The sequence below is a fragment of the Kitasatospora sp. NPDC088391 genome, assembly GCF_044753345.1.
Lineage (GTDB): Bacteria > Actinomycetota > Actinomycetes > Streptomycetales > Streptomycetaceae > Kitasatospora.
Genome location: NZ_JBIVNB010000010.1, coordinates 93,235 through 107,013 on the forward strand (window position 1 = coordinate 93,235; position 13,779 = coordinate 107,013).

The 13,779-nt window shown below is 72.8% G+C and carries 10 protein-coding genes; 8 read left to right on the forward strand and 2 right to left on the reverse strand.

The annotated features are described in order from the left end of the window. Positions 1 to 19: 19 nt before the first annotated feature. Positions 20 to 193, reverse strand: a complete 174-nt coding sequence (locus ACIQBJ_RS26870; protein ID WP_400715493.1) for a hypothetical protein — start codon at positions 191 to 193, stop codon at positions 20 to 22. Positions 194 to 716: 523 nt separating this feature from the next. On the opposite strand from ACIQBJ_RS26870, the gene ACIQBJ_RS26875 reads away from it, so the two are divergent. The 8 genes from ACIQBJ_RS26875 to ACIQBJ_RS26910 all read left to right on the forward strand — a co-directional run bounded on the left by ACIQBJ_RS26875 (position 717) and on the right by ACIQBJ_RS26910 (position 11,838). Then, complete coding sequence (locus ACIQBJ_RS26875) at positions 717 to 4,589, forward strand: nitrate- and nitrite sensing domain-containing protein (protein WP_400715495.1); 3,873 nt, start codon at positions 717 to 719, stop codon at positions 4,587 to 4,589. A 13-nt stretch (positions 4,590 to 4,602) separates the two neighbouring features. Further along, positions 4,603 to 5,016: a roadblock/LC7 domain-containing protein gene (locus tag ACIQBJ_RS26880; protein ID WP_176192842.1), complete on the forward strand. Its 414-nt coding sequence runs from the start codon at positions 4,603 to 4,605 to the stop codon at positions 5,014 to 5,016. 170 nt (positions 5,017 to 5,186) lie between these two features. Then, entirely contained in the window at positions 5,187 to 5,636 is a 450-nt protein-coding gene (locus ACIQBJ_RS26885; RefSeq protein WP_400715497.1) for a DUF742 domain-containing protein, read from the forward strand. Next, the gene (locus tag ACIQBJ_RS26890; protein ID WP_400715499.1) at positions 5,617 to 6,201 is read left to right on the forward strand and encodes a GTP-binding protein; all 585 of its coding nucleotides are present in this window, start codon (positions 5,617 to 5,619) and stop codon (positions 6,199 to 6,201) included. The genes ACIQBJ_RS26885 and ACIQBJ_RS26890 overlap by 20 nt, the downstream gene beginning before the upstream one ends. Positions 6,202 to 6,522: 321 nt before the next feature. Further along, positions 6,523 to 10,017 carry a nitrate- and nitrite sensing domain-containing protein gene (locus ACIQBJ_RS26895; RefSeq protein WP_400715501.1) on the forward strand — a complete coding sequence of 1,165 codons (3,495 nt, stop codon included), beginning with the start codon at positions 6,523 to 6,525 and terminating at the stop codon, positions 10,015 to 10,017. Between the two features lie 10 nt (positions 10,018 to 10,027). Continuing rightward, positions 10,028 to 10,441, forward strand: a complete 414-nt coding sequence (locus tag ACIQBJ_RS26900; RefSeq protein WP_014138208.1) for a roadblock/LC7 domain-containing protein — start codon at positions 10,028 to 10,030, stop codon at positions 10,439 to 10,441. A 166-nt stretch (positions 10,442 to 10,607) separates the two neighbouring features. Continuing rightward, positions 10,608 to 11,273, forward strand: a complete 666-nt coding sequence (locus tag ACIQBJ_RS26905; protein ID WP_400715503.1) for a DUF742 domain-containing protein — start codon at positions 10,608 to 10,610, stop codon at positions 11,271 to 11,273. Beyond that, a complete protein-coding gene (locus ACIQBJ_RS26910) occupies positions 11,254 to 11,838 on the forward strand; it encodes a GTP-binding protein (protein WP_400715499.1) in 585 nt (194 codons plus the stop codon). Before ACIQBJ_RS26905 ends, ACIQBJ_RS26910 begins: the two co-directional genes overlap by 20 nt. Positions 11,839 to 11,928: 90 nt before the next feature. On the opposite strand, the gene cimA is transcribed toward ACIQBJ_RS26910, so the two are convergent. Beyond that, a complete protein-coding gene (gene cimA / locus ACIQBJ_RS26915) occupies positions 11,929 to 13,533 on the reverse strand; it encodes a citramalate synthase (protein ID WP_400715505.1) in 1,605 nt (534 codons plus the stop codon). Positions 13,534 to 13,779: the final 246 nt, after the last annotated feature.

Consider the following 13,779-nt stretch of genomic DNA (forward strand, 5'->3'; position numbering starts at 1 on the left):
CCGGGGCGCCGACGGGGCGTCAGAGCGTGGTGCGGCGCGGGTTGGCGGTGCTGGCGGGCAGCGTGGCGGCGTAGGCGCGGGGCGTGCGGGGGGCCGCGGAGCCGGGCAGTTCGGAGAAGTCGGCGACGGAGGCGAGGGTGGTGCGGCGCGGGTTGGCCGTGGAGCCGGGGGCCGTCGTGGTCTTCTCGGACATTTGCGTCAGCACCTTGTTTCGCTCGAATGGACTTTTGCGCGGGCCCGCGGCGGGGCAGGCTGCGGACAACCCTGCCAGATCGGGTGTCCCATTCCACAGCGGCCGTGACCAAAGCTACACATTCAGCTGTGATTTTGCTCACAATTGCGTCCGCAAAGCGGGCGGACCCGACGATTCCGGACCAATGCCGAAAGCCTCCATTCTGGATATCTCGGACATTCTCGGCGCAAAGCGATCTTCGTCTTGATTGACCCGGACATGGCGAGTGTCCGAAAAGAACCGTATTTCGCGCCCCGTGGGACACGCAACGTGAGACGCCGCAAGCACTGGGTAGCCCAGGACACCGTGTCGTAACGGCCCTTGTTGGACTTCCCCCGCTGTGCTGGAATGCCACGGAAAAACTCGACACCGCCCTATCTCCGCCCGGCGGAGGAGGGCGCCCGGTCCAGAGGTTGCGACGCCAGTGCAGGGACGTTTCAAGAGGGGCAGCGGCGCCGCGGGTGACCCGGAGTCGCGGGAGCCCGTGGCCGGCCCCCACCACCAGGCGGCACCGGCGACGACGGGCCGGGGCGAACGGCCGTTCGGCGGCCGCGCCGAGCCCGCCGCAGACAGCAGTGCCCCCGGCGCGGACAACGCGCCCCAGGAGGAGGCCGGCGGCCGGTCCGCCGGGCCGCAGAAGAGCCGCCGCGCCCGGTTGCGCGGCACGCTCAACCGCCGCCGCGCCACCGGCCTGAGCCGCTTCGCCATGCGCAACTGGCGGATCCGCACCCGCCTCATCGCGCTGCTCTTCCTCCCCGTGGTGGTGGCGCTCGTGCTGGGCGGCCTGCGGGTGCAGAGCTCGATGGAGAACTCCCGCCAGCTGTCCCAGATGAGCGACCTGGCCGAGCTCGCCCGCAACGCGACCGACCTGGCCAACGCCCTGCAGTACGAGCGCGACGTCTCGGCCGGCCCGCTGGCCGCCGGCGGCTCCGCCGACACCGACCCGGACATCGGCGAGGCGTACAAGAACACGAACGCGCTGTCCAAGAAGTTCAACGCCAGCGCGGACAAGTTCGACAACCTCGACCTGGCCGGCTCGAAGACCCTGCTGCTGCAGGTCCGCAAGGACCTCAACACGCTGTCCCGGGCCCGCACCGGCGCGTTCAAGAGCCCCGACAACATCCAGGCCACGATCACCAACTACGACGTGATCATCAAGGACCTGATCGGCGCCACCCAGGACATCGCGATCACCTCGAACTCCACCGAGCTGATCAAGACCACCCGGGCGCTGTACCAGTTCTCGCTGGCCAAGGAGTTCACCTCGATGCAGCGGGCGCTGATCGCCGCCGCACTGGCCAACCCCAAGGGTCCGGACATGTCCCCGTCCGACGAGACCTTCGGCGTCCGGCTGATGAACTCCGAGGACAACGCGATGGCGAACTTCACCGCCATCTACGGCGAGAACGAGGCCCGCTCGCTGCGCGCCGCGATGAGCTTCAACCAGGTGGTCGCCGAGGCCGACCGGTTCTCCAAGGCCGTCCTGAACACCAACGGCATCAAGCAGGCCGACGACGTCTCCTACAAGAACTGGTTCGACAAGTCGACCGCCAAGGTCAACGCCGAGAAGGCGATCGAGGGCAAGCTGCTCGACGTCCTGAACGGCAAGGCCCAGGCGCTGCAGTCGGACGCCGACACCGAGTCGGTCATCAACGCCGCGCTGGTCGCCCTGGTGCTCGTCGTCGCCATCGCCGGCGCCGCCCTGGTGGCGCGCTCGATGGTGCGCTCGCTGACCCGCCTGCAGGCCTCCGCCGAGGACGTCGCCGAGCGCCGCCTGCCGGAGCTGGTCAAGACGCTCTCCGAGAGCGACCCGCACGACGTCGACGTCACCGTCGAGCCGGTCGGCGTCGACTCCGCGGACGAGATCGGCCACGTGGCGCACGCCTTCGACATGGTGCACCGCGAGGCGGTCCGACTGGCCGCCGAGCAGGCGCTGCTCCGAGGCAACATCAACGCGATGTTCACCAACCTCTCGCGCCGCAGCCAGGGCCTGATCCAGCGCCAGCTGTCGCTGATCTCCGAGCTGGAGAGCCGCGAGGCGGACCCGGACCAGCTGGCCTCGCTGTTCAAGCTCGACCACCTCGCGACCCGCATGCGCCGCAACGGCGAGAACCTCCTCGTCCTCGCGGGCGAGGACCCGGGCCGCCGCTGGACCCGCCCCGTCCCGCTGGTCGACGTGCTCCGCGCCGCGGCCTCCGAGGTGGAGCAGTACGAGCGCATCGAGCTGGCCTCGGTGCCGACCGCCGAGGTCGCCGGCCGCGTCGTCAACGACCTCGTCCACCTGCTCGCCGAGCTGCTGGAGAACGCCACCTCGTTCTCCTCCCCGCAGACCCGGGTCCGGGTCACCGGCCACGCCCTGCCGGACGGCCGGGTGCTGGTCGAGATCCACGACACCGGCATCGGCCTCTCCCCCGACGACCTCGCCGACATCAACGAGCGGCTGGCCAACCCGCCGGTCGTGGACGTCTCGGTCTCCCGCCGGATGGGTCTGTTCGTGGTCGGCCGCCTGTCCCTGCGGCACGGCATCCGGATCCAGCTCCGCCCGTCCGACTCCGGCGGCACCACCGCGCTGGTCATGCTGCCGGTGGACGTCACCAACTCCGCCGAGCGGCGCGGCCCGCGTCCCGGCGCCCCCGGCGGCCCCGGCCAGGGCGGCAAGCCCCAGCAGCAGCGCGGCCTGGCGCCGCAGCCGCGCCAGCAGGGCCGCCCCGCGGGCGACCTGCCCGGCGGGCGCACCGCCCTCGGCCAGGCGCCGGCCGGCGCCCCCGCGGGCCGTCCGCAGCTGGGCCAGGGCCCGGCCGGCGGCAGCCCCGACCTGTTCTCCCCCGGCGGTGCGGGCGGCCCGGCCGCCCCGCAGCAGGGCGGCGGCCGACGCGGCCCCGGTGGCCCGGGCAACCGTCCCGGCGCGCCGGGCGAGGCCCCGAACCAGGGCGGTTTCGGCCCGGGCGGCGCCTTCGGCACCGGCCCCGGCCCCGGCCCGGACCGCGGCGGCCGCACCGGCGGCCTGCCGACCCGCTCGGTCGGCCAGTCGCTGCGCGAGAACCCCACCACGCCCGGCCAGGCCCCGGCCGCGCCGCAGTCCCCCGCCGGTACCGGCGCGGGCGCCCCGAAGGCCGGCGGCCTGCCGCCGCGCCGGGTGCCGGGCGCGTCCGGTGCCCCGGGCGTCCAGGGCGGTCCCGGCGGCGGGCTGCCGCCGCGCCGTCCGCAGCCGCAGGGCGGGCCGCAGCAGGGCCCGCGCCGTCCGCAGGGCCCGCAGGGTCCGCAGGGCGGTCCGGAACGGCAGCGCCCGGCGGAGGGCCGTCCGGGCGGCGAGCCGACCCAGCACGGCCGGGCCGGGCAGCCGCAGCGGCGTCCGATGCCGCAGCAGCCGGCCGCGCCGATCGAGGCCGCCCCGGCCGAGCAGTCCGGGTTCGCCCGGCCGCGCTTCGAGGCGTCCGACATCGACCCGCGCGACCCGCTGGGCCTCGGCCTGGTGGAGCCGGTGCTGCCGGACCCGGTGGGCCAGGGCCTGCCGTCGGCCGCGCCGCAGCAGCCGCAGCCGCAGCGCCGGCCGGCCCCGCAGCAGCAGCCGCAGTTCGCGGAGCGCCCGCAGCCGATGGCGCTGCCGACCGCGGGCGACCCGTCGTCCGCCCCGGCCGCCCCGGCACCGGCCCGTGAGCAGGTCCGCGAGCAGGCCAGGTACCAGCCGCAGCGGCCGGGCACCTCGGCCCCGGGCTTCACCCCGGCGGACGAGCGGCAGCCGCAGCAGGCCCGGCAGGCGACCCGCCCGCAGGCCCAGCAGGCTCCCCAGGCCCAGCAGACCCAGCAGGCGCCGCGTCCGCAGGCCGAGCAGCAGCAGCGCCCGCAGGGCATGCCGCAGCGGCCGGCCGCCGGTGGCGCCCCGCAGCGCCCGGCGGGTCCGCGTCCGGCCCCGCAGCAGGCTCCCCCGCAGGCCCCGCAGCAGCAGCGGCCGTTCGGGGCGGGCCCGGAGCAGGGCGGTCCGGCGCGTCCGGGCGACCCCGACGCGCCGTGGCGTCCGTCGGCGAACGACGAGCGCTGGCGGCGGGCCGAGCAGATGCGCGACCCGAGCACCAGCGGCCTGACCACCTCGGGCCTGCCGCGCCGCACCCCGCAGGCCAACCTGGTCTCCGGCAGCGCCGAGGCCAGCCCGCTGACGGGTCCTCAGGTCTCGCGCAGCCCGGACGAGGTCCGCGGCCGCCTGACCAACCTGCGGCGCGGCATCCAGCAGGGCCGCCAGGCCGGTTCGCAGCAGCAGGGCCCGCAGCAGGGTCCGGGCGGTCCCGCGCCGCAGCAGCGGTCGGGCTTCGACTTCGGCGGGACGTCCGAGGGCTTCGGCCCCGAGCACCAGGAGCGTTGAGTTGAGCCAGATGATGAGTCAGGCAGCGCAGAACCTGAACTGGCTGATCACCAATTTCGTGGACAACACCCCCGGGGTGTCCCACACGGTGGTGGTCTCCGCCGACGGTCTGCTGCTGTGCATGTCGGAGGGTTTCCCCCGGGACCGTGCCGACCAGTTGGCCGCCGTCGCCTCCGGCCTCACCTCGCTGACCTCCGGCGCCAGCCGGATCTTCGAGGGCGGCGAGGTCAACCAGACGGTCGTGGAGATGGAGCGGGGGTTCCTGTTCCTGATGGCGGTCAGCGACGGCTCCGCGCTCGCGGTGCTCGCCTCGCCGGACTCCGACATCGGCCTGATCGGCTACGAGATGGCGCTGCTGGTGGACCGCGCGGGCGCGGTGCTGACGCCCGCTCTGCGGGCCGAACTGCAGGGCAGCCTGCTGCACTGACGCTCCGTCCGCCCCTCGGGCCGCCGAAGCACCACCCTCACCGTGCCGGACCCCACCGACCCCGGGTCCGGCACCCCATCCAAGTCCTCCGCGGCACGGCGGCCGACAGCCTGTCGGCCGACCGGCCCCGCGGGCTCCGGCCACGGAGGACTGCAGCACAAGGAGGACGCATGACTCCGCCCCCGACACCCGCCGGCGCGTACGGCAACGGTTACGGAAACGGCTACGGCGGCCAGCAGGCCGGCGGCTACGGCGGTCAGCAGTCGGACGACGGCTACGAGCAGCAGCCGCTGGTCCGGCCGTACGCGATGACCGGTGGACGGACCCGGCCGCGCTACCAGCTGGCCATCGAGGCCCTGATCTCGACCACCGGCACCTCGGCGCCGGGCACGCTGCTGCCCGAGCACCAGCGGATCGTGTCGCTGTGCCGCGAGGTCAAGTCCGTGGCGGAGATCTCCGCGCTGGCGGGTGTCCCGCTCGGGGTCGCCCGCATCCTCGTCGCAGACCTGGCCGAGGCCGGCCTGGTCGCCATCCACCAGCCCGCCGCGGCGGGCGAGTCCGGCGGTACGCCCGACGTGACGCTGCTCGAAAGGGTCCTCAGTGGACTTCGCAAGCTCTAACGCGGCCGCCCCCAGCCGCGCCACCACCTCCGCCAAGATCGTCGTCGCCGGCGGCTTCGGCGTCGGCAAGACCACCCTCGTCGGCGCCGTCTCCGAGATCAACCCCCTGCGCACCGAAGCCGTCATGACCTCGGCCTCCGCCGGCATCGACGACCTCAGCCACGTCTCCGGCAAGACCACCACCACCGTCGCCATGGACTTCGGCCGCATCACCCTCGACGAAGACCTCATCCTCTACCTCTTCGGCACCCCCGGCCAGGACCGCTTCTGGTTCATGTGGGACGACCTCGTCCGCGGCGCCATCGGCGCCGTCGTCCTCGTCGACACCCGCCGCCTCGCCGACTGCTTCCCCGCCCTCGACTACTTCGAGAACAGCGGACTCCCCTTCGTCGTCGCCCTCAACGGCTTCGACGGACACCAGCCCCACACCGCCGACGAAGTCCGCGAAGCACTCCAACTCAACCCCGACATCCCCATCATCACCCTCGACGCCCGCCGCCGGGACAGCGCCAAGAGCGCACTCATCACCCTCGTCGAACACGCCCTGCTCGCCCGACTGCGGTGAGCCGGTCCCGGGTTGCCGGGGGGCGCGTACCACAGATGGTTCGCGTTCCCCGGTAACAGTTCGGTAGGCATTTGCCGCCCCGGTCTGACAGTGCGTAGCCGTTCGGACCCGGTCTGCGCCAATGACCTTGAATTTTGCGGGACTTCGCCCGCGAATGTCCGTTTTCCTGCCCGGTCCCGCAGGACGGGGACCTGTTTGTCCGGTTCTCCGGCTCGTGTTGAAATTCCTGCTACCCCGTAGGACCCACGCGGGCCGCGGCCCGTCGGGGGGCAGCCGCCGAATAGATCCATGGCCGCCAGTCGGTCGAGAGGTTGTTGTCGAGTGAGGCGTAAGCAGCCAGTCACCCCGCAGCGGCGCTCAGAGCCCCGCCAGCAGGACCCGGGTAGCGGCCCGACCACCGGCCAGTTCTCGGCGTTCACCGCGACCGAGGACCGGGCCGAGCCGAACCGCCCCGGCCCCGCCGCCGCGTCGGCCGAGCCCGCGGGCCGGACCGCCGCCAAGCCGGTCCCCGGCCGGGTGACGAACAGCCGGTACGACTTCCTGTCCCCGCTGAACTGGCGCGTGCCGACCCGCCTGGTGTCCATCCTGGCCATCCCGGTCGTCATCGCCCTGGTCTTCGGCGGCCTGCGCGTCAACACCTCGCTGGACGACTACAACGAGGCCGACCGCGCGGTGCGCATCGCCAACACCACCAGCGCCGCCACCAAGCTCGCCGACGCCCTGGAGCAGGAGCGCGACGAGAGCCTGGTGCCGCTGCTCACCGGGCAGGGCGACCAGGGCGAGGTGAAGAAGCTCCGGGACCGCACCGACCAGGCGCTGAAGGAGTACAACTCGGTCGTCGCCAAGATCAAGGACGACCCGACCATGAAGCGCCGGGACGAGCAGTTCCAGGGCCTGGTCAAGGCGCTGCCGCACCTGCGCGACAACGCCTACAAGCCCGAGCTGTTCGCGACCGCGACCGCCAACGCGTACTCGCTGCTGTTCGCGCCGCTGCTGGCGATGGACAACTCGGTCGGCTTCGGCTCCTCCAACGCCACCGCCAAGGGCCGCGCCATCTACGCGATGTCGCTGGCCAAGGCCTCCGCCTCCACCCAGCGCGCGCTGATGCTGAACCTGCTGGTCGGCCTGGGCGTCGGCGGCGTCGACGGCCACGAGGGCGAGGACCTGATCCAGTCCCTGACGGTCGCGTACCGCCTGGAGCAGACCGCGATCGCGGAGTTCAACACCGCCTCCTCCGACGAGGAGATCAAGCTCTACTCGGACGCGCTGGTCAACCAGGCCACCGCGGACCAGCGCCTGCCGCTGCGGATGCCGGACGGCCACACGCTGCCCACCATGGGCTCGCTGCTGGCCGTCGGCATGAGCTACGCCAGCCAGCTGTCGGCCGCCGCCTCGGACCGCGACGCGGCCACCCGCATCATCAACGCGGCCAGCGCCGAGGGCCTGACCCGCCCGCTGTGGGACCAGGCCACCAAGAGCCACATGAACGCGCTGCGCTCGGCCGAGTCCGTGCTGCTCGACCAGGTCGTCTCGGACGCCCAGAGCTTCAAGGACCGGGCGTTCACCGACTGGGTGCTCAACGCGCTGATCGTGATCGCCTCGCTGGTGCTGGCCGGTCTGCTGACCGGTTACATCGCCCGCTCGATGATCCTCGGCATGCGGACCCTGAACACCGCCGCGCTCGACATCGCCAACCACCGCCTGCCCGAGCTGGTCGACAAGCTGTCCAAGACCGACCCGGAGCGGGTCGACACCGCGGTCGCGCCGATCCCGCTGTGGGGCCGGGACGAGATCGGCGAGGTCGCCCGCGCCTTCGACCAGGTCCACCAGCAGGCCGTCTCGCTCGCCGCCGAGCAGGCGCTGCTGCGGGGCAACGTCAACGCGATCTTCACCAACCTGTCGCGCCGCAGCCAGGGCCTGATCCAGCGCCAGCTGGCGCTGATCACCGACCTGGAGAACAACGAGGCCGACCCGGACCAGCTGGAGAACCTCTTCAAGCTGGACCACCTGGCGACCCGCATGCGCCGCAACGGCGAGAACCTCCTCGTCCTCGCGGGCGAGGAGCCCGGCCGCCGCTGGAACACCCCGGTCCCGCTGGTCGACGTGCTGCGCGCGGCCGCCTCCGAGGTGGAGCACTACGAGCGCGTCGAGCTGGCCGGCATCCCCGAGGCCGAGGTCGTCGGCCCCGCCGTGACCGACCTCGTCCACCTGCTCGCCGAGCTGCTGGAGAACGCCACCTCGTTCTCCTCCCCGCAGACCCGGGTGCTGGTCAACGCGACCCGGCTGCCGGACGGCCGGGTGCTGGTCGAGATCCACGACAAGGGCATCGGCCTGACCGCCGAGGACTTCGCCGAGATCAACGAGAAGCTGGCCGAGCCGCCGACCGTCGACGCGACGATCTCCCGCCGGATGGGCCTGTTCGTGGTCGGCCGGCTGTCCCAGCGGCACGACATCCGGGTGCAGCTGCGCCCGTCCGGCGAGTCGGCCGGCACCACCTCGCTGGTCATGCTGCCGATCCAGCTCACCATCCAGGTCGGCCGGGTCCCGGAGCCGCAGGCCGAGGAGTTCACGGTCTCCCGGATCTTCCCCGACCAGGAGCAGGCCGCCCCGTGGGCGGTCGAGGGCCAGGACCGCACCGCGGCCGAGCTGGGCTTCGACGACCACCTGCCGGTGCGCGGCGACGCGGCCGCCAACGGCTTCTCCCCCGCGCTGGAGTCCATGCAGCGCTCCCAGCGCCTGGAGGAGCGCCGCCGGGCCGCCCTGGAGGCCGGTCCGGGCGGCGCCGAGGAGCCGCTGGAGGCGGAGATCCTGGAGTCGCCCTACGGCGACGGGGACGCCGCCGAGAACGGCTACCAGGGCCCGTACGCGCCGCAGGGCGGGGCCGACTACGGCCGCCCGGACGCCGACGCCTGGGGCCGCCCCGTCGAGCCGCAGCAGGCCGGGCAGGACGACGCCTGGGGCTACCGGCCGGACGAGGGCCGGTACGAGAACCAGTACGACGGCCAGTACGACGGCTACGCGCCGGCCGGGCAGTACCCGCAGGACGGCTACGCGCCCGAGCAGTACACCCAGGAGGACGGCTACTACCAGGACGGCCAGTACGCCGGGGAGTACCAGCAGCCCTACGGCGACGGGCAGTTCGGCGAGCAGCAGTACGAGGAGCAGTACCCGGAGGCGCAGTACGCCGACGAGTACCCGCAGCAGCAGTACGGCTACGAGGAGCCCGCCGGGCACCCGTACCCGGCGGAGGAGCTCCCGGCGCTGCCGCCGGCCGAGACCCCGGGCGGGCTGCCGCAGCGCCGTCCCGGCCAGCAGTTGGCCGGTGCGGGCGGGGCGGGCGGCTCGGAGAGCCCGAACTGGTTCACCGGCGCGAAGGACAGCTCCGCGGACTCCGTCGAGCCGCGCGGCCACGACGTGTCGGCGCTCGGCGGCTACGGCCCGACCGGCCCGACCGCGGCGGCCGGCGAGTGGGAGTCGCCCAACGACGGCGACTGGCAGCGCGCGGAGAAGCTGCGCGAGCCGTCCAGCGCGGGCACGACCGAGTCGGGCCTGCCGCGCCGGGTGCCGCGCCAGAACCTGGTGCCGGGCAACGCCCGGACCACCCCGCAGGAAGGCCCGCAGGTCTCCCGCGACCCGAGCGAGGTCCGCGGCCGCCTGACCAACCTGCGGCGCGGCGTCGAGCAGGGCCGCCAGGCGGGCGGCGACCCCGGTGCCACCGGAAGTTTCCGGATCGACCCCGACCAGGGGGCGTACGGTGAGGAACCGCACAACAGCAGCACCGATCTCTTCGGCGGCTCGAACCAGCAGGAGCGTTGAGTTGACCCAGATGAGCCAGGCCGCACAGAACCTGAACTGGCTGATCACCAACTTCGTGGACAACACCCCCGGGGTGTCCCACACGGTGGTGGTCTCCGCCGACGGTCTGCTGCTGTGCATGTCCGAGGGGTTCCCCCGGGACCGTGCCGACCAGTTGGCCGCCGTCGCCTCCGGCCTCACCTCGCTGACCTCCGGCGCCAGCCGGATCTTCGAGGGCGGCGACGTGACCCAGACCGTGGTCGAGATGGAGCGCGGCTTCCTGTTCCTGATGGCGGTCAGCGACGGCTCCGCGCTCGCGGTGCTCGCCTCGCCGGACTCCGACATCGGCCTCGTGGGCTACGAGATGGCCCTCCTGGTGGACCGCGCGGGCGCGGTCCTGACGCCCGCTCTGCGGGCCGAACTCCAGGGCAGTCTCCTGCACTGACGGTTCGTCGGATACCGTCCTGGTATTCGAAAGACCTCATTGCCCGTCCCGAGGTCGCTTCGGCGGCCTCGGGACCGGGCGTTGTACGGCCTTCGCACCACAGGTCACGGCGCTCCCCGGCGACGCGGCCAGCAACGCACCGCCGCACCCTTTGAGGAGATGAACCGTGACACCGCCCGACCACAGTGGCCAGTTCGGCATCCCGTACGCGGGCACCGGCCACGACGCTTTCGGGGTTCCCGGCGTCGGCCACGGTCAGCAGCAGCAGTACGCGCCCCGGTTCGACGGTGGCCAGTCGTACCTGCCCCCGGAGTCCGATCCGCGCTGGTACCAGCAGCCGGACGGATACGGCCAGGCCTACTCCGGCGCCGAGGCGTTCCCCGGCTCCCCCGCGTTCCCCGGCCACGACGGCCTGCCGCACCGCTACGAGGAGCAGCAGCCCGGACACGTGGAGGAGTTCCAGGAGTACGAGGAGTACGAGGAGGAGGACGCCGAGCCGCTGATCCGCCCCTTCGCCATGACCGGCGGACGGACCCGGCCGCGCTACGAACTCGCCCTGGAGGCCCTGGTCTCCGCCGCGGTCGACCCGGCCCGGATGGCCACCCTGCTGCCCGAGCACCAGCGGATCGTGTCGCTGTGCCGCGAGGTCAAGTCCGTGGCGGAGATCTCCGCGCTGCTGGGCTTCCCGCTGGGTGTGGCCCGCATCCTCGTCGCGGACCTGGCCGAGGCCGGCCTCGTCGCCATCCACCAGCCCGCAGCCGGCGGCGAATCCGGCAACCAGCCCGACGTCACGCTGCTCGAAAGGGTCCTCAGTGGACTTCGCAAGCTCTAACGCGGCCGCCCCCAGCCGCGCCACCACCTCCGCCAAGATCGTCGTCGCCGGCGGCTTCGGCGTCGGCAAGACCACCCTCGTCGGCGCCGTCTCCGAGATCAACCCCCTGCGCACCGAAGCCGTCATGACCTCGGCCTCCGCCGGCATCGACGACCTCAGCCACGTCTCCGGCAAGACCACCACCACCGTCGCCATGGACTTCGGCCGCATCACCCTCGACGAAGACCTCATCCTCTACCTCTTCGGCACCCCCGGCCAGGACCGCTTCTGGTTCATGTGGGACGACCTCGTCCGCGGCGCCATCGGCGCCGTCGTCCTCGTCGACACCCGCCGCCTCGCCGACTGCTTCCCCGCCCTCGACTACTTCGAGAACAGCGGACTCCCCTTCGTCGTCGCCCTCAACGGCTTCGACGGACACCAGCCCCACACCGCCGACGAAGTCCGCGAAGCACTCCAACTCAACCCCGACATCCCCATCATCACCCTCGACGCCCGCCGCCGGGACAGCGCCAAGAGCGCACTCATCACCCTCGTCGAACACGCCCTGCTCGCCCGACTGCGGTGACGGGACGTCAGAAACGGTAATGGACACGCCAGAAGGGGGCGTGCGGAGCCTTCCGCACGCCCCCTGGGCACTTCTGCCCACCGGCCGCTGTCAGGGCTGCTGATCGGCCCTCAGGAGTCCGTAGGTGTAGGCGTCCTCCAGCGCCACCCAGGAGGCCCCGACCACGTTGTCCGCGACGCCGACCGTGGACCAGGTCGCGGTGCCGTCGGTGGACTCGATCAGCACCCGGGTCTTCGACCCCGTGCCGTGCTGGCCCTCCAGGATGCGGACCTTGTAGTCGACCAGCTCCAGCTTGGCCAGCGGCGGGTAGATCGGCTCCAGCGCGGCCCGCAGCGCCTTGTCCAGCGCGTCGACCGGGCCGTTGCCCTCCCCCGTGGCGACCTTGCGCTCGCCCTTGGCCCAGAGCTTCACGGTGGCCTCGTTGCCCGCGAAGCCCTTCGGGCCCTGCTCGCTGATGGTCCGCCAGGACTCCAGCGTGAAGAACCGCTGCTTCTCGCCGCCGTTCACCTCGTCGCGCAGCAGCAGCTCGAAGGAGGCGTCCGCCGCCTCGTAGGTGTAGCCGAGGTTCTCCTGCTCCTTCACCCGCGCCACCACCCGGCCCGCCAGGTCCCGGTCGGTGGACAGGTCGTAGCCCAGCTCCTTGCCCTTGAGCTCGATCGAGGCCCGGCCCGCCATGTCCGAGACCAGCATCCGCATGGTGTTGCCGACCAGCTCCGGGTCGATGTGCTGGTACAGGTCCGGGTCGACCTTGATCGCGGAGGCGTGCAGGCCCGCCTTGTGCGCGAACGCCGAGAAGCCCACGTACGGCTGGTGGGTCGACGGGGTCAGGTTCACCACCTCGGCGACGGCGTGCGAGATCCGGGTCATCTCGGCCAGCGCCCCGGCCGGGAGCACCCGGCGGTCGTACTTGAGCTCCAGCGCCGCCGCGACCGGGAACAGGTTGGCGTTGCCGACCCGCTCGCCGTAGCCGTTCGCGGTGCACTGCACGTGGGTCGCCCCCGCGTCGACGGCCGCCAGCGTGTTGGCGACCGCGCAGCCGGTGTCGTCCTGGGCGTGGATGCCGAGCCGGGCGCCGGTCGCGGCCAGCACCGCGGCGACGGTCTCGCGCACCCCCGACGGCAGCATGCCGCCGTTGGTGTCGCACAGCACGACGACGTCCGCGCCGGCCAGGTGCGCGGTCCGGACCACCGCGAGGGCGTACTCCGGGTTGGCCCGGTAGCCGTCGAAGAAGTGCTCGCAGTCGATGAACACCCGGCGGCCCTGGGCGCGCAGGTACTCCACGCTGTCCCGGACCATCTCCAGGTTCTCCTCCAGCGTGGTGCGCAGCGCCAGCTCCACGTGGCGGTCGTGCGACTTCGCGACCAGCGTCACCACCGGGGCGCCGGAGGCCACCAGGGCGGCCAGCTGCGGGTCCTCGGCGGCCTTGCCGCCGGCCCGGCGGGTGGCCCCGAAGGCCACCAACTGGGCGTGCCGGAGCTCCAGTTCGGCCTGGGCGCGGGCGAAGAACTCGGTGTCCCGGGGGTTGGCGCCGGGCCAGCCGCCCTCGATGAAGCCGACGCCGAACTCGTCCAGGTGGCGCGCGATGGCCAGCTTGTCCGCCACCGTCAGGTTGATGCCCTCGCGCTGGGCGCCGTCGCGGAGCGTGGTGTCGAAGACGTGGAAGTCGTCGTTCGGGTAGCTGTTGGCCTCGGTCATGGCCCTGGGTTCTCCGTTCGGTGGAGTTACTGCTCGTTGCCGGGATCGGAATCCGGCTCCACTGTCCAGCATCCCGCGCGCGTTCCCGGTGTCTCCGTCCCCTTGTGGGGGACCGGTGCCGGTCCGGGAGGCAAAACAAAAGACCCCTCGCGGGTGCGAGAGGTCTGCGCGCGGGTCTGGACGCTGGTGGTCGCTCCGCGGTCAGGGTGTTGCCGTGGAAGCGGTCACTGCGGACCGGCGCGCCTG